Origin of the sequence: Amycolatopsis sp. NBC_00345 (genome assembly GCF_036116635.1) — a bacterium.
Lineage (GTDB): Bacteria > Actinomycetota > Actinomycetes > Mycobacteriales > Pseudonocardiaceae > Amycolatopsis.
In genome coordinates this window covers 2,414,164-2,429,270 of the sequence record NZ_CP107995.1, presented here as the reverse complement: position 1 = coordinate 2,429,270, position 15,107 = coordinate 2,414,164, and the positions used below count along the sequence as shown (strand labels likewise).

The window sequence follows — 15,107 nt, the reverse complement described above, 5'->3', positions numbered from 1 at the left end:
TCTGCGCGCGGCGGCTGCTGCGCGCACAACCTCTCGGGCAGCAGTAAGGCTGAGGTCCGGCCTGGGACACACAGACGGACCCGCGAGTGCCGGAAGGGCGGAGCACTCGCGGGTCCGGGTCGCGCGCTGTTACGGACAGGTCTTCCAGGCGAAGTGGTAAATGGTCTTGACGCTGCCGTCCGTCGAGTCCATCGTCACGAAACTCGTCGTGCTCGCCGGGTCGGAGGTACCGGCATACGCCCGCAATTCCGTGTTGACGTTGAGGTTGCGCTCCTCGCCACACGGCTTGTAGACGATCGCGCTGACGTCCGTCGAATCCGAGAACTGCCAGTCGTCATCGAAGAACCCGCTGATCGGATGACTCTCGTACTGGGTCGGCGAGTTTCCCTGGAAATAGTAGTTCGCTCGCTCCAGGCCGCTTGCGCCGGCTTCGACATGTGCGAAGCCGCGGTAGTCCGCAGCAGCGATTCCATAGGTGAAACCCTGTGGCACGTGCACGCGAAGGTCGATCTGGCAATTCTTGCGGAAGTCTGTCGGGTGTGCGCCCACGCCGACCTGCGCGGTGTATTGACTGTAGGTGATAGTAAAAGCAGTGTTGTCGGGGGACACTGCGACCGCGGCCGAGTTCGGCGGACAACCGGTCCCGTTCACGGTCGCGACGTCGATGATGATCTTGTCCGGCGGGGGATTAATCGGCCACGAATGCGGGGCGGCGACCGAGGAAAGCGCCAAGAGTGCTACGGTCATCGTGGTAAGCATGGGGTTCCTTCCCCTTACTACCGATACGAATCAGGGCCTCGACAGAATAGCGCAAGCGCTAGCTGCCGAAGCCCACTGAATGGAGCAACATCATTACTTAGACGATCACAACGATATTTTACGCAATCTTTAATGAAGAGATTTCGACAATTGATATTTCAACATAGATGATACAGAACACCGCGACTTCGAACCAATCCCCCGGGCTGGTCTGGACCATTCGGCAGAAATGCCCCTGGCAATCAGAGTAATCAGGGCGATCCGGCGGCGATCCACCGCGGCTCGAGCGCGGCAGCCCGGCGCAACGGTTCGGTCGGCGGGGGCTATTGCGCGGTCGAGTCGGGCGCCGCCGCGGCCGGACCGGGAGTGCAGTGGGCCGGGCGGTGACGTCGTCCGCGCTCGGCGGCGGCCACGACGTCGCCGAACCGTAGGTACTCGCTGTGCACTGAAGCCGGTCCGTTGACGGCGGAAACGATCGGCCTTTCGAGGTCGACCAGGCGCTGCAGCACGCGCCGGCTCTCGGCGTAGGCGCGGTCCCACTGGATCGGCTTGGTGATGTCGCCCAGGCCGGCGCCGTCGATGTCGGTCGCGAACCGCCGGTTCCGGTCAGGTCGCCGGATTCGGAACGCCGCATGGCGATGTTCCCGAACGCGGTGAAGTAGGCGGGGTTGCTCACGATGCCCGCTGGGAGGGAGTGGCTCATCGAGCGGAGCATGTTGCTCGGGTGCGGGAAGCCGCTGAGCGCCAGTCGGTCGGGCTCGTGTCGTCGGGCTCCGCCGGCCGACGACCGCAGGTCGGCTTCGCGGATCTTGCCGGAGCCGGTCAGGGGTAGCGCTTCGGCGAAAGTGAAGCGGGCCGGCATTTTGTATTTGGCCAACCGGGGCGGGGAAACTCGCGCAGCTCGTCGGCGACCACTACGTCGCCAGGTGACCGCACGACGAAAGCGTGTCCGACCTCGCCCCATTTCTTGTCCGGGACATCGATCGCCGCCCCTTCGACCACCCGGTGCGCGAAGAGCGCGTCCTCGACCTCGGCCGGGTAGCCGTTCTCTCCACCGGAAATGAACATGTCCTTGAACCGCCCAACGATGCGGAAATACCCGTCGGCCAGTAGCCCGGGGTGAAGGCGGGTCCTTGACGAAGGTCTCGCCCGCACCGGGGCGGTCGAGCGGTACGATCCGGACGTCGGTGAAGAACACCGGGGCGCCGGCCGAGCCGACGTGGCTGCTGCTTTCGGCCGCCTCGAGAAAGGTGCTCCCCGGTGCTGTCTCCGTCAAGCCGTAGCCCTGGAAGAAGACCAGACCGCGTCGCCGATACGTGTAAATCAGGTCCTGCGGAACTGGTGCACCGGCGCACATCAGACTGCGCAGGGAAGACAGGTCGGCGGATTCCCATCGTGGCGACGCGGCATACCTGGTCGTCAGGAACGTCGTACGGCGCGAGTCGATCGTCAGCTCGGCCGTGATCACCGTTCTCAAGCTCCACCGAGATCTGCCAGAGCAAGACGTTGACTGGGCCGAACACCAGGAAGTTCTTGTTCCCGAACTCGACGTACTGGGCCAGACCAGCAGCCTCCTCAAGCGCGGCGCTGGAATCGCCGCTGAGCACGGATTCCGTGTAGCCGGTCGTCAGGGTCAGCGCACCGCGCACGTCGATAGCGTCGGCCGGGACAATTTCGAGCGCTCGTTCCGCCAGTTTCCCGGCGCGGTTGTGGGCGCCGAGCCCGGACAGCGCTTGCGTGCGCGCGAACTCTGCCAGCGCGATCCATCCGGGTTCGCCGGGCCTGATCGCCGCGTCGTGCCCGCGGTCCGCCGCGATCCACGCCAGCTCGAACGCGCCGAGCCCCTTGGCCAGCAGCGCCGTCGTCTGGGTGGCCGTGACGAGCCTTGCCCGCGTCCCTCGATGCCAACGACGCAGCGCGTGCGGCCTGCCCGGCCGCGCGGGAGGAGACCGCCGCCGCGGCACGGGAAGACGCCACGGCTCGCTGGGTAGCTTGCGCGGCCCCGCCTGCCAGATCCGCGACACGGGCGGCGGCGTCGGCGAGCTTGACCGCGAGAGCGGAGGCGTCCCTGGCCGCCTGCGTTTGCTCGGCGGCCTGACGCCGCGCCCACTGGGCCTGCTGAGCCTGCTGGGCCTGCTGGGCCAACGCCCGCACCGAGAGCAGCTCCTCGTCCCGGGCGACGGCGAGCGCATGCCCGAAGTCCAGGAACTCCCGCTCCTCCTCCGGCGTCCCGTCCAACGCGACCTGGATCGCCTGATAGACCGCCGAGCCCTTCGGCGCCGCGTCGAGCAGCCGGGTGACGTGCATGTCCATCTCATCCTCTTCGTCGGAGGTGACTCCTGCCTACGCGGATACATTCGATATGTCAATTGAGATTCGAATCTGTCTCTGGCAGTCGAACCTTGTTAGAATGGCCTCCATGACTGGGACCGATGGCTCGACCCGCGCGGACGGTGTGTACCAACGGCTGCGACGCGACATCCTCGGCGGCCGGCTCGTTCCCGGGGAGCGGCTGAAGTTCCCGGAGCTCTCCCGGCGCTACGAGACGAGCGTCGGCGCGGCGCGGGAGGCGTTGACCCGACTGGTCGCCGATGGCTTCGTAAAGACCCAGTCCCACCAGGGTTTCAGCGTCACACCACTGTCCCATGAGGACCTCGCGGACCTCACCTACGCCCGTTTGGAGATCGAATCCCTGGTGCTGCGATTGTCGGTGCGTGATGGCGACATGGCCTGGGAAGCCGCAGCGGTGGCCGCCCACCACATCCTCGAACGCACCCCGTTCGTGGCGCCGGACGATACCGGCCATCCGACGGACGCGTGGTCCGTCGCGCACGCCGCGTTCCACGGTGCACTGCTGGGCGGGTGCCGTAACCGCCGGCTGCTGGCCTCGGCCGTCGGGCTGCGCGAGGAGGCCGAGCTCTACCTGCAGTGGTCGGTCTCGTTCGGCCGCGAACCTGACCGCGATCTCGCCGGTGAACACCGCGCGTTGTTGGACGCCGCCGTGGCCCGCGACGCAGACAGTGCGGCGCGACTGCTGCGCGATCACCTCGCCCACACGGCCCAACTGCTGATCAGCGTCGCCACCGACGAACCGAACAACGCCGTCCCGGCCTGGCTCCCCCGACCGTAAACGAGCACACCTCGAACAGGAGGCAGAATTGACCGTCAACAATCGGAGCCCCACAGAACAGGCGCACACCCACCGCTGACTCGACTACCTGACCACTGTGGACCGTCGCGTGAACGCCGGTCCCTTCTCCGCCCCCAGCGCATGACGAAGACGGACCACGACTTCGCCCTGCGCGGGCCTTTTCACCGAGCCCGGGATGCCGTTTCTTCGCGCTCCCGGTTGCCGCTCCAGCGGAATCAGCGACAGTAGCCGATTCGCTGATTCGATTTCACACTTGCCCCTAAGCCCCTTCCGTGCTCGATGAGGAGCGCAGATGACACTCCATCCCCGCCGAAATCCCTGGTCGGTCGTTGTCGGCTCGGGCCTCGCCCAGTCTGTCGGCCTCGGCCCCCTGATCCTGAGCACCTTCGGCCTGTTCGTCCTGCCGATCGCCGCCGAAACCGGCTGGAGCCGGGCGACCGTTACGGTCGCGTTCACCGTCACCGGGGTCGGCTTCGCCGCCGGAACCCCGCTGGCCGGCTGGCTTCTGGACCGGTACGCACTCAAGGTCGTGATGATCCCGTCCTGGTTCGTGTACTGCGCAGCGGTCGCCCTCATCGGCGTCACACCACGGGCCCTGCCAGTCTTCTACCTACCGTTCCTGCTTGCCGGGCTGGCCGGCGGAGGCACGTTCCTGCCGTTCTCCAAGGCCGTGCTCAGCTGGTTCGACAACCGGCGGGGGCTCGCGCTCGGTGTGATGGCCGCACTCGGCGCGCTCGGCGCCACCTTGAGCCCGCTGCTCGTGCGCACGCTGATCGCGAGCCTGGGGTGGCAGGCGTCCTACGGCTGGATGGCGTTGATCGCCGTCGTCGTGTCGGTGTCGATGGTCCTCGCCCTCGTCCGGGTCAGAGCTGAGCGAAGCGTGCGGGGGCGCCTGGTGACGACGGCGGTCAACGAGGAACGGGCGGTGCGGCTCGACCTGCCCGGCCTCACCGTCCGGCAGGCCTTGGCCGGACGGCACCTGTGGATGATCGGCGGCATCCTCTGTCTGGCCGGCATCGCGGTGATCGGGATCCAGGTCAACGTCGTGCCGATGATGACCGACGAAGGCCTTCCCGCCGCCCAGGCCGGGTTGCTGCTCACGGTCTACGGTGTCGCCTCGCTCGCCGGCCGGATCGTCGGCGGCGTGCTCCTCGACCGTGTACCGGCTCGGTTCGTCACCGCGGGGGTGCTGTTGTGCCCGGTGGCCGGGATCTTCTTGTTACGCCCCAGTTTCCCGTCCGCGGCCGCCGCCATCGCGCTGGTCGGTGTGGCCTTCGGCGTGGAGATCGATCTGCTGTCCTACTTGATCAGCCGATACCTCGGAATGCGTCGTTTCGGAACGCTGCTCGGTCTCATCCAGTGCGCCGTGTTGTTGTCGACCGCTTTCGGGCCGCTGCTCGTCAGCCTCGGCTACCAGGCGACCGGCGATTACCGGAGCACACTGCCCTATCTCGGCAGCGCGCTGGTGCTGTGCGCCCTGAGCGCACTGTTTCTCGGGCCATACCGCTATCCCGCGGTGAGCGGGTTCGACGCGGCCGCTGCCCAGGACGAACTGGCGGCTGCGGAGAAGCTCGCCGAACTCGCCGCCCAGGAGACCGGGGCGTCACCGCAGAGCACGCAGTCGGTGATCCGAGATCCACGGCACACGGCCTAGGTGTGATGTCCAGGGAGGTTGTACCGGGTTGAGGATGTGACGGCTTGTCGTGCAGACAGGTGAAGGCCTCTGGTTGTGACGTGGAGCTGTTGAGGAACCGCTTCACCAACCGGAGGCCTTCGTCTCCCACCCTAACGCCACGCTCACCCCACGGACCCGGCTACGGCTGGCCTGTTTGATCGTTGACCGTGGTTGGAGCTGCGCATCGGCAGCAGCAATGTTCATGGTGTCGCCGCGAACCGCCCGCACATGGGCCGGCCGATACCGCACCGAGGACAAGGCCGGGATGCTCGACCGGTCCTCGCGCCCGCACCACAGCCCGGCCAAGACCACAGCCGCGGTGATGCGGCAGATCGTGCGGTTGCGGTGGCGACTACGACTGGGCCCGGTCCAGATCGCTGGCCGGCTGGGTATACCCGCCTCCACAGTCCATGCGGTCCCGGCCCGGTGCCGGATCAACCGCCTGTCCCGCATCGACCGGGTGACCGGGGAACCGTTACGCCGCTACGAACACCCCCACCCCCGGACCGCTGATCCACGTCGATGTCACCAAGTTCGGCAACATCCCCGATGGCGGAGGACACCGGTTCGCTGGCCGCCGCAACGGCACCCAGAACCGCCGCGTCACCGCCCACCGGACAGCGCCGACGAGACCGCCACCACCGACCCCACACCAACGGCAAGATCGAGCGCTTCCACCGCACCCTGGCCGATGGCCGGGCCTACGCCCACCACTACCCATCAGAAACCGCTCGACGAGCCACACTCCCCGGCTGGCTGCACGCCTACAACCACCACCGAGCCCACAACGCCATCGGAGGCCAGCCACCCATCACCCGGCTGACCAACCTCCCCGGACATCACACCTAGGCCAGCCGTGGAAGAAGGACTTCGGCGTTGCGCCGATCGATCGCCGCGCGCAGCTCGTCGGCCATGGGAAAGGCGTCCAATCGCGCGGTGAAGTCGCGGGACTGATGAGGGCGGAACTCGTACGGCCAGTCCGAGCCGAACGTCAGCCGCTGCGGATCGGCGAAGGCAAGCAGAGAAGGGAGCGCGTAGGGCCCTCCGACCAGTGCGGTGTCGAGGTAGAACCGGCGTAGCCGGTCGAGGACCATGTCCTCGTCGCGCTCGCGCGAGAGCATCGCGGCGACGCGGGTGGCGGCGTAGGGCAGATAGCCGCCGCCGTGCGCGAGGATGAACCGGATCGACGGGTAACGGTCGAGGCAGTCGTGGGCGACGAGGGTGGCCGCGGCCCTGGTGGTGTCGGCCAGGAAGTCGACCACCGCGGGGGAAAGCCCCGAAGCCGGCGGGCCGGCCAGCGCGGTGGGGTGCACGAAGACCACAACATTGCGCTCATCGAGAAACTCGAGCAGCGGGTCCCAGCCCGGTGTGCCGAGGTAGACGCCGTCGACGTTCGCCGGTAGGACGACGCCGTCGGCCCCCAAGACGTCAAGGGCATATCGAGCTTCGGACAGCGCTCCGTCCAGGTCGGGCAGGACCAGGGTGGCGAAGAAGCCGAACCGCCGCGGGTGGTCGCGCACCACGTCGGCGCAGTAGTCGTTGACCCGCCTGGCGAGTGCCCGGGTAGTACTGATCGACTCGGCAAGGCCGAACCGCACGCCTGGACTGGAGATCGACAGAATGCCCGCTGCGACGCCCAGGCGATCGAAGCTGTCGAGGGCGGCATCCGGACTCCAGCCGACCCGGGGGCCGGCATACCCCGGCAGGGAGCCCAGCCAGTCCGCGTAGAACGGCGGCACCACGTGGGTGTGGGTGTCGATGCGGCCCGGTCCGAGCTCGGTCATCAGCGTCCCCCGGTCAGAAGATGGCGAGTGGGTTCACCGGCACACCGGTCGCCCCCAGCACCGGCATCGGGCCGAGGGCGAACAGGAACTCCGAGCGATCCTGCTCCGCACAAGCCCGCGCGAGACCTTCCACTTCCGCGACATCGATGATCGGCATGCCCAGCCGGGCCAGCGCGACCTCATGCATGGGCAGCGGCGAATCGTCGATCGGGGCGCGGTCGACAACGTCGGAGAGGTACAGGCTCACCTGCCGTTCGTCCAGCCACCCGACCACGTCGAGGCTCGGCCCTGGCAGTGGTTCCCGGAAGTCCCGGTGCAGGACCCAGCCGTAACGCACGACCAGCGCGTCGCCCGGTTCCACCCGCACGCCCGCACGGAGTTCGGCGGCGTCGAAGTCCCCGGCAGTCACCAGCCGTCCCGGTTCGACGCGGTCACCGGGCGCCAGGTCCAGGAAGACGCCCCTGGTGGTGATCCCGCCCGCGAACGCCGAGGTCGTGCCCCGGTGCGCACGACCGCCGGAGACCGCCTCCGCCACCGGGACGCCAGGGTAGATCTCGCCGTCCACCGGGATGTGCACGAACGCGTCGATATGGGTCATCGCGACGTGGTGGGTGTTCACGATCAGGATGTCGGTGTAGGCCGGGGGCGCCGGGTTGTAGTTCATCATCTGCTGGACCGGCGTGGGCATCATGACCGGCCCGGCGGGCACCGGCCCGCCCCCGGCCAGCAGCACCGGATCGACGGGCATGGCCAGGGAGACCGAATGTCCGGTGCGGACAGTGCGAGCGCCCCGGGCACACGCTTCGCCGGTGATGTGGTTGAGCGTGCCCCGCTCGTCATCGGGTCCCCAGCGGCCCCAGTTGCTGGGCAGCGACTCCACGTCCGCGTTCTTCTCCGGCATCGGCTTGAAGCACCTTTCCCCGCGGTTGTTCGTCATCACTCGCCGTCCGTGCGCCGCATCCACGCGAACGCCTCCCGGTACAGGGCTTCCACCTCGTGGGGACGGTCGTCGCCGAACAGGTCGTCCCGGACGACGCTGCCCGCGTCATACAGGTGGTACCCCAGATACCGGTAGGGCTGCCGGAAACGGGCCAGGATGGCGGGATCGATGTCGACCTGCTCCCCGTGGACCACTGGTACCAGGGTGTCCCGTTCGTAGATGCAGTCGAAGAAGGTGATCTTCCAGGCATCGCGTTGCAGCAGCCGGTAGAGGAGCCGCACGTACCCGACGACGTAGGCCCGCACGCCGGCGAAGTCGTGCAGCACGGTGATCTCGGCCGGTGCTTCGACGACCGCCCGGTCGCCGCCGACGTGCACGACCGGCGGGGACATCCGGTGGGTCGGCCGCACGCCCTCGGCGAAGAGGTCACGGGACCGGCGAACGAACTCGGCACCAGGCCCGTCGAACCAGCTGACGCGGACACGGGAATCTTCGTGGAAGCACCGCGCCTCCTGGTCGAACCAGCCCCGGTCACGCGCTTGGCGCTCCTTCAGGACGACCTGGCTGATCGCCGCGGTGTCGCTCATGCGCCGCCGCCACTGGCCGCAACGGCCCGCTGAAGCCGCGCCGCGACCTTCGGGAACAGCCCGGCCGCGTTGCGGTGGAGGATCTTCTCGACATCCCCGGCGGTGAACCCGGCCCAGCCGCGGATCGCCTCGAGCGCCGGGCGCATCGTGGGCGCGGGCATGAACGGGATGTCGAAGCCGACGAGCAACTGGGACGCGGGGACCATCTCGGTCAGCGCGGTCAGGTGCGCCGTGGACGTGGCCGCCGTGAGGTCGTAATAGAACGAGGCCGCACCCTCCTTGACCTCCTGCGCGCTGAGCGTCGCCCGGCCCGGGCCCGCGCCGGTCGCCGGTTCGAGGATCTGCAGGCGGCTCAGGAGATACGGCAGCGTGCCCCCGCCGTGGCTGGCGATGAACTTGATGTCCGGGAACCGCCGGACCGCGCCACTGAAGATCATGTTGGCGATCATGCGGGTGGTGTCGAACGGGAACTCCAGCAACGACTGGTTGAGCCCGAGGTTCAACGGCTCCGAGGCTTTGGCCTGGACGGGATGCACGAAAACCGTCGCGGCGCGCCGGTTCAGCTCGTCGAACAGCGGATCGAAGAACGGGTCGCCGAGGTAACGGTCGTGGACGCTGGTGGGCAGGCTGACCGCGTCCATGTCCAGGACGTCGAGCGCGTAGGCCAGTTCGTCGAGCGCGGCGTCGATCTTCGTCACGGGCAACGCCGCCATCGCGCCCCGGCGCGTCGGGTGCTGGGTGGCGAGCTCGGTCAGGTACTCGTTGATCCGGCGCGCCCGCACCGTGTTCTCGGCGTCGTCGAAGTGCACGCCCGCCTCCGGCATCGACAGCACGGACATGCCGATGCCGACGTCGTCCATCAGGTCCAGCCCGGCGTCGGGCGACCATGGCGGCACGAAGTCCAGCGAGATGTTCGTACCCGCGTCACGGCCGTCGCCGAGATCCAGGGTGGCGTGGGAATGAACGTCGATCACCGGGCCGGAAGGTGACGATTGGGGATTCATCGAAATTCTGTCCTTTCTACTCGAGCGCCTGCCCGCGGATTATCGCCCGGGCGCCTTCGCCACGACCTGGGCGGCCGCGCTCCGACGGCCGGATTCACCCGAAGGGGCGTCCCAGCCGTACCGTGACAAGACTTCGGCCAGCTCGTCGATGAGAGCGGGGAGTTCGCCGAACGTGGCAGCCGACCCGAAAACGTAATTGTCGGGACGGCACAAGAATGCCTTGCGGCCGGTCTCGCGGAACCACAGGTCGTAATCCCCATCCAAGTCGACGAAATGGTCGTCACCGGCGGCACGCGAGATATGCGCGAACTCGACTCCGACCGCGGTGAGCGCGGCTCGCTGTCTTTCGTCGAAGATGTCCAGCGGTACTCGGTGGCGTGAAACAAGCCGCCAGCCGGACAGGGGGAACTGGTCGTCGAACAGCGCGAGCCTCCCCTGCCACACCACCCGGCCCTGCCGAGCGGGGCGGCCGTCCACATCGGACGCGGCCGGTTGCTCGGCCCTGCGAACGAGACCTGGCCCCAGCCGGGGGAACAACGGCGGCAGCGGACCGCCTTCGGTGCGCAGCAGTTCGTCGCGCCGGGCGGCGGCTTCCGGGTCGGTCAGGAGCACCATGTCACCGACGGCCATGGACATCTCGATCATGGCTTTGACGTGGGGCATCCGCTCGGACTCGTAGGTGTCGAGCAGCGACTGGCCGGCGTCGCCGGAGAGGACGGCCGCCAGTTTCCAGGTGAGGTTCACCGCGTCGCGGACGCCGGAGCACATACCCTGCCCCAGAAACGGCGGCATGGTGTGGGCGGCGTCCCCGGCCAGGAGAACGCGGCCCGAGCGCCAGTGATCAGCGAGCAGGCTGTCGAACTCGTACACCGTGCGCCGGACGATCCGGCCGTCCTCAGGGGTGATGCCCCAGGCCCGCAGGAGCCCCCAGCACGCGGCCTCGTCTTCGAGGTCTTCGCGGGATTCGTGGGCGAGTGCGGCGAACTCCCAGCGGGACCACCGGCCGCCCGACCACCGGCCCGCCAGATGCGGCCGGCGGATGTCGAGAACCTGGCACACCTCTTGCAGCGCAGGCAGGTCACGGTCGGGATCGTGGTGCTCGAAATCGACGACGAGCTGCGGCCTGGCCGAAAACCCGAGGTCGTGGCGCCGCACACCGAGCGCGTCGGCCACGAAACTGCCGGCTCCGTCAGCACCGACAACGAACGAAGCCTCGACGGTGCGCAGGCCGGCGTCCGGAGTGTCCGTCGGGCGGACGCCGAGAAGCACTCGGTGTTCGTTCTGCTCCAGCGTGACCGCGGTGGTCCCCTGGAACACCCGAACGCCCAGGTGACGTGCCCTGGCATCGATGATGGCCTCGAACTCGGGCTGGTAGGAGAGGTAGTCGGCCTTCCAGCCCGAGCCGCTCTCGCCGAGCGCGATCGTGGTGAGCACGTCGTGGTCGCCACGGGTGAGCGCCCATTCGAGCATCGGGCGGGCGACGAGCTCGACGGCGTCGCCGATGCCGAGGCCCTGGAACGTGCGCATGGTCTCGCCGTCCAGGTGGCCGGCGCGCGGCAGCGCCCAGCGTTGTGCGTGCCGCTCGATCACCAGGACGTCGACACCGCGCTGGGCGAGCAGGGCGGCCAGCGTCATCCCGACCGGCCCGTACCCGACCACGGCGACATCGCACGTGGTCCGGGTGGAAGGAGACCCAGCATCATTGGTGGTCATCACGCTCTGTTCCCGTCATCGCTCGCGAGCCGGTAGGTACACCGCTCAGTGTGCGAGGTGGCCGACGCGGTCGACAACGGGCATTTCCGAAGCTTAAGATTCGGCTGAGCCGAACCTTGAGAGGCCTGTTGTGAACCTGACACAGCTGGAGAGCTTCCTAGCGGTCGCCCACGAGCTGCATTTCGCGAAGGCGGCGCAGCGGTTGCATCGCAGTCCGGCCAGCGTGAGCGAGGCCGTCTCGGCCCTCGAGCGCGCAGTCGGCGGGCCGCTGTTCGTCCGCAACAGCCGCCGGGTGGAGCTCACCCAGCACGGCCTCGCGTTCCTGGCCGACATCGAAGAGCCGTACCAGCAGCTCGAGCGCGCCCATCGGGTCGCGTGGGAACGCGGGCAGAAGCGGTACCTGGCGCACGTCGGACACACCGCCGAGCTCGGCCACCTCCTGCTGCCGGGGTTGTACGCGGCAACGCCCCGCCACGAGGAATTCGCGCTCAAACTGTGGAAGCCCGAGCTCATGGACACTCAGGAGCAGGAGCGGGCGGTCGAGTCCGGCGCACTCGACATCGGGTTGTGCTGGCCGGTGCGGACGAGACCAACCTTGCGATGCTTCGCCGCACGCGAAGTATCACTCGTCGCCGTACTGCCCGGCGAAGACCCGCTCGCGAGTCAGTCCACGGTGAGGCTGGAGCAGCTCGCCGGACGACCGGTCCTGATGACTCCCCGTCACGACAATCCCGATCTCGATCGCCAGGTCCGCACGGCGTTCGCCCGGACGTCCTCCGAACAGGTCGATATCCGCGAGGTCGCCCGCTACGACGAGCTCACCCTGCAGGTCGCGACGAGCCGCTTCGCCGGCCTCCACCCCGAGACCATCGCCGTCGGCAACCGAGTGCCGAACGTCTACTTCCGCGAAGTGGAGCCGGCCATCACCACGTCCATCTGCACGGTGGTGCGCGAGGACTACGACGACCCCATGTTCGACCCGTTGCTGGACACGCTTGCCACCCTGGCACGCGAACTGGACCTCGACGGCTGACCGCTGTCCAGCGCAAGCGGTAAGCCGCATTGCACATGACTTCGCCGTCTCCGCCACACCCATCTCGTCGAGTCCGGCCGGTTGAACCGCCCTGGATGGTGAAGACCGCGTTGAGACGGCCCGCTGAGGCCGCCGACGCGGCGAAACAGCGGGCAACGACGAATACGACATTCGGGTCGGGCTCGACCGGAGGGGCGGCATGCCGCTCACGATCCGGGCACCCGCCGGGAAATCTGTCCGCGCTTGGTCCGCTGGGCGCTACGCCGGGCTGGACGTCTGGTCGTCGCGCGCTACCGGTCACGGCCGGCCGAGCGACCCGCAGTCGTCGGTTTCCTGGCGAGTTCGCCCTCCAGCCGGGGTTGCAGCCAGGTCAGGAACAGCCCGGCCATCGCGTCGGTGCGCGGCCACTGGCGGATCTGGGCCGGGCTGGTCACGGACAGCGCGGATCCGGCCCGGCCGCTCGCCCCGTACAGGTCGTTGAACCGGTCGACCCGCTGCACGAGTTGCGGCCGTACCGAGCTGTCCCAGGTGATCGCGCTGCCGGAGCGCTGGTAGGTGATGCCCTCCGCCGCGCAGAACGCGGTGAACCGGGCCTCGACGCCTGGCGAGTCGGCGGGCGAGTCTGCGGGCGAGGGGTGGAGTAGTAGAAGGTCCGGATCGCCGAGGACAGCGTGCTGGGCCGTTGTTCCGCCCACTGCCCGCGCAGCCGGACCGCGTCGATATCGCCGAGCAGGTCCTCATCCGGCGCGGAGGACTGGAAGTACTCCGCCGGCGGACCGGCTTTGCCCTGATGCCGCAGCACCACCGGGTCATCCGGGTGCGGGTGGCCGGCCTCGGCCAGGGTCATCCACACCGAGGCGATGCCCACGTCCGCCACCCACCCGCTGACGTCCTTGTCCGGCACGCCGAAGGTGGTGTAGGGCGCCGCGGTGCGCGGGTGCAGCAGGGCGTCGAGTTCCAGCAGCAGGTGGCCGATGTCGACCCGCTGTCCGTTCGGCAGCGACGAATACGGCGACGGGTTGTCGCCGGCGCCCCGCACGTCGGCGTTCTCGTCGGCACGGGCGAGCAGGTGTTCGCGGGCGTCCCGCGAGATGTCACCGAGGCCCTTCGGGGCGATCACCGGCTCGCCGATCGGGGACGACGGCGGCGTCTCGTCGTAGCCGGGCGCGTCCGGGATCAGCTGGCCGAACTTCATCCAGTCCGCGAATCCCCCGCCGCCGTAGTACTGCACCCGCAGCCGCGACAGCGTGGCCCGCGCGTCGTCGCCGGGATTCGCCCGCTCCACCTCCTGCACGTAGCCGAGGAAGGTGCGCAGCGGGATGACCGCCGCGTCGCCGGTCAGCCTGCTGTGCTGGACCGGCTTGCCGAACATGGCGCGGTGCACCATGTTCGGGGCGGCCGCGATCCCGGTGGCGGGGGCGCCGCCGGCGATCCGTGCGGCGTGGTGTTCGGCGGCCTCGCCCGGCTCGCTGACCGCGAGCGCTCCGATCGGATCCCCGCGGCCCTGCTGCACGACGTGGGTGAGCAGTTGCCGGCCGGCCACCGTGCCGGGCGCGAAGGCGATGTGCCGGCCGACGGTGTAGGCCTGCGCGCCGAGTTCCACCGCGGACGCGGCCGCCGCCGCGTCGGTGTGCACCCGGACCTGGCTGAAGTCGGTGCCGAACCGGGCGTGCATGCCCGCCCGCACGTCTTCGGCCAGCGGTTCGCCCGGCGACCGCAGCACGTCGTGCACCTCCGGCGGCGCGGCCTTGCCTTGGGACACGGCGAATTCGGCCATGCCGCCAGGTTCCGGCACGGGCGTCACCGTGCCGTCACGGGTCGGTGAGCATCGAGCCGGGTTTGCGCGATCCGCCGCACCGACCGATCGCGGAGCACAAGCCGGCCAAGCTCGGCGAGGTCCCGGCACTGAGCGCGGAGACCGACATCCACCGTGCCGGGCTCCGGGGCGCGATCGACATCCGGCCGGCCCTCGTCTCATGCCTCTCCGCGCTCCTCCCCCTGTTCAAAGCTCGCCCGCAACTCCACTGCCTGCAGGAAACGCGGAGCGCGCTCGGCCGGAGGCCCATCGCCCCCATGGTGAGGTGCGTTCGTCCGAGACCCGCGCGCCCGTGGCTCGGCGAGCGAGAACCAGGATCCCACGGCGAGAAGCACAGCTCCCGTGCACGGCGCCCATCCCCCAACCTGCAATGGGACGCCAGGAAACGCCACCGCGGTCAAGCCCAAGAGGACGCCGGCCGTGAATACCCCGCTGATCACCACGTAGCCCGGCACCGACGGAACGCGGCCTCACTCCGCGGGCGGCCGAGCCATCCGGCACCGGCTCACGAGCGACGGAGACCGCCTAGCCGGAGAGGCGGACCGGATGATCGACGAGGTCATGCAACGCGAACTCGGCCATCTCTCCGACAACGGCCTCACAACCCTCCGGAGAGTATCTCGTGCAACGCGTCGATGGATTCAG

Annotated in this window: 14 protein-coding genes and 2 pseudogenes; 6 read left to right on the top strand and 10 right to left on the bottom strand. The window is 68.7% G+C overall.

From position 1 onward, the window contains the following. Nucleotides 1–129: 129 nt before the first annotated feature. From OG943_RS10735 to OG943_RS48315, 3 genes and pseudogenes are all read right to left on the bottom strand, one after another. Complete coding sequence (locus tag OG943_RS10735; protein ID WP_328609576.1) at nucleotides 130–759, bottom strand: DUF4360 domain-containing protein; 630 nt, start codon at nucleotides 757–759, stop codon at nucleotides 130–132. A gap of 822 nt (nucleotides 760–1,581) precedes the next feature. Next, entirely contained in the window at nucleotides 1,582–1,827 is a 246-nt protein-coding gene (locus tag OG943_RS10730) for an AMP-binding enzyme (protein ID WP_328609575.1), read from the bottom strand. A 115-nt stretch (nucleotides 1,828–1,942) separates the two neighbouring features. Next, nucleotides 1,943–2,227, bottom strand: a pseudogene (locus OG943_RS48315) (AMP-binding protein); the annotation flags it as partial. On the opposite strand from OG943_RS48315, the gene OG943_RS10725 reads away from it, so the two are divergent. From OG943_RS10725 to OG943_RS10705, 5 genes and pseudogenes are all read left to right on the top strand, one after another. After that, nucleotides 2,220–2,750: a hypothetical protein gene (locus OG943_RS10725; protein ID WP_328609574.1), complete on the top strand. Its 531-nt coding sequence runs from the start codon at nucleotides 2,220–2,222 to the stop codon at nucleotides 2,748–2,750. The pseudogene OG943_RS48315 and the gene OG943_RS10725 sit on opposite strands and share 8 nt — an antisense overlap. A gap of 1 nt (nucleotide 2,751) precedes the next feature. Next, entirely contained in the window at nucleotides 2,752–3,132 is a 381-nt protein-coding gene (locus OG943_RS10720; protein WP_328609573.1) for a hypothetical protein, read from the top strand. 46 nt (nucleotides 3,133–3,178) lie between these two features. Continuing rightward, nucleotides 3,179–3,889, top strand: coding sequence for a GntR family transcriptional regulator (locus OG943_RS10715; protein WP_328609572.1), 711 nt, complete (start codon nucleotides 3,179–3,181; stop codon nucleotides 3,887–3,889). Nucleotides 3,890–4,202: 313 nt separating this feature from the next. Beyond that, complete coding sequence (locus OG943_RS10710; protein ID WP_328609571.1) at nucleotides 4,203–5,564, top strand: MFS transporter; 1,362 nt, start codon at nucleotides 4,203–4,205, stop codon at nucleotides 5,562–5,564. 166 nt (nucleotides 5,565–5,730) lie between these two features. Then, nucleotides 5,731–6,434: pseudogene (locus OG943_RS10705) on the top strand (integrase core domain-containing protein). On the opposite strand, the gene OG943_RS10700 reads toward OG943_RS10705, so the two are convergent. The 5 genes from OG943_RS10700 to OG943_RS10680 form a co-directional block, all read right to left on the bottom strand. After that, a complete protein-coding gene (locus OG943_RS10700; RefSeq protein WP_328609570.1) occupies nucleotides 6,431–7,369 on the bottom strand; it encodes an amidohydrolase family protein in 939 nt (312 codons plus the stop codon). The pseudogene OG943_RS10705 and the gene OG943_RS10700 sit on opposite strands and share 4 nt — an antisense overlap. A gap of 13 nt (nucleotides 7,370–7,382) precedes the next feature. After that, on the bottom strand, nucleotides 7,383–8,270 hold the full coding sequence (locus OG943_RS10695) for a cyclase family protein (protein ID WP_328609569.1): 888 nt from the start codon (nucleotides 8,268–8,270) through the stop codon (nucleotides 7,383–7,385). Nucleotides 8,271–8,305: 35 nt separating this feature from the next. Continuing rightward, nucleotides 8,306–8,896 carry a nuclear transport factor 2 family protein gene (locus tag OG943_RS10690; protein WP_328609568.1) on the bottom strand — a complete coding sequence of 197 codons (591 nt, stop codon included), beginning with the start codon at nucleotides 8,894–8,896 and terminating at the stop codon, nucleotides 8,306–8,308. Beyond that, nucleotides 8,893–9,870, bottom strand: coding sequence for an amidohydrolase family protein (locus OG943_RS10685; protein WP_328609567.1), 978 nt, complete (start codon nucleotides 9,868–9,870; stop codon nucleotides 8,893–8,895). Before OG943_RS10685 ends, OG943_RS10690 begins: the two co-directional genes overlap by 4 nt. A gap of 69 nt (nucleotides 9,871–9,939) precedes the next feature. Next, nucleotides 9,940–11,613 (bottom strand): bifunctional 3-(3-hydroxy-phenyl)propionate/3-hydroxycinnamic acid hydroxylase, encoded by a 1,674-nt coding sequence (locus OG943_RS10680; RefSeq protein ID WP_328609566.1) that lies wholly within the window; start codon nucleotides 11,611–11,613, stop codon nucleotides 9,940–9,942. Nucleotides 11,614–11,743: 130 nt separating this feature from the next. Between OG943_RS10680 and OG943_RS10675 the strand changes: the two genes are divergently transcribed. Further along, nucleotides 11,744–12,646 (top strand): LysR family transcriptional regulator, encoded by a 903-nt coding sequence (locus tag OG943_RS10675; RefSeq protein WP_328609565.1) that lies wholly within the window; start codon nucleotides 11,744–11,746, stop codon nucleotides 12,644–12,646. Between the two features lie 290 nt (nucleotides 12,647–12,936). Here OG943_RS10675 and OG943_RS10670 read toward each other — a convergent pair whose 3' ends face one another. Continuing rightward, entirely contained in the window at nucleotides 12,937–13,080 is a 144-nt protein-coding gene (locus OG943_RS10670) for a hypothetical protein (protein WP_328609564.1), read from the bottom strand. Continuing rightward, the gene (locus OG943_RS10665; RefSeq protein ID WP_328609563.1) at nucleotides 13,077–14,423 is read right to left on the bottom strand and encodes an eCIS core domain-containing protein; all 1,347 of its coding nucleotides are present in this window, start codon (nucleotides 14,421–14,423) and stop codon (nucleotides 13,077–13,079) included. The genes OG943_RS10670 and OG943_RS10665 overlap by 4 nt, the downstream gene beginning before the upstream one ends. Between the last annotated feature and the right edge of the window lie 684 nt (nucleotides 14,424–15,107).

Excerpts from the sequence above, each read along its gene's own strand:
- OG943_RS10710 (WP_328609571.1), top strand. The coding sequence starts at position 4,203 with ATGACACTCCATCCCCGCCGAAATCCCTGGTCGGTCGTTGTCGGCTCG.
- OG943_RS10690 (WP_328609568.1), bottom strand. The coding sequence starts at position 8,896 with ATGAGCGACACCGCGGCGATCAGCCAGGTCGTCCTGAAGGAGCGCCAA.
- OG943_RS10665 (WP_328609563.1), bottom strand. The coding sequence starts at position 14,423 with ATGGCCGAATTCGCCGTGTCCCAAGGCAAGGCCGCGCCGCCGGAGGTG.
- OG943_RS10695 (WP_328609569.1), bottom strand. The coding sequence starts at position 8,270 with ATGCCGGAGAAGAACGCGGACGTGGAGTCGCTGCCCAGCAACTGGGGC.
- OG943_RS10735 (WP_328609576.1), bottom strand. The coding sequence starts at position 759 with ATGCTTACCACGATGACCGTAGCACTCTTGGCGCTTTCCTCGGTCGCC.
- OG943_RS10680 (WP_328609566.1), bottom strand. The coding sequence starts at position 11,613 with ATGACCACCAATGATGCTGGGTCTCCTTCCACCCGGACCACGTGCGAT.
- OG943_RS10700 (WP_328609570.1), bottom strand. The coding sequence starts at position 7,369 with ATGACCGAGCTCGGACCGGGCCGCATCGACACCCACACCCACGTGGTG.
- OG943_RS10730 (WP_328609575.1), bottom strand. The coding sequence starts at position 1,827 with ATGTTCATTTCCGGTGGAGAGAACGGCTACCCGGCCGAGGTCGAGGAC.
- OG943_RS10715 (WP_328609572.1), top strand. The coding sequence starts at position 3,179 with ATGACTGGGACCGATGGCTCGACCCGCGCGGACGGTGTGTACCAACGG.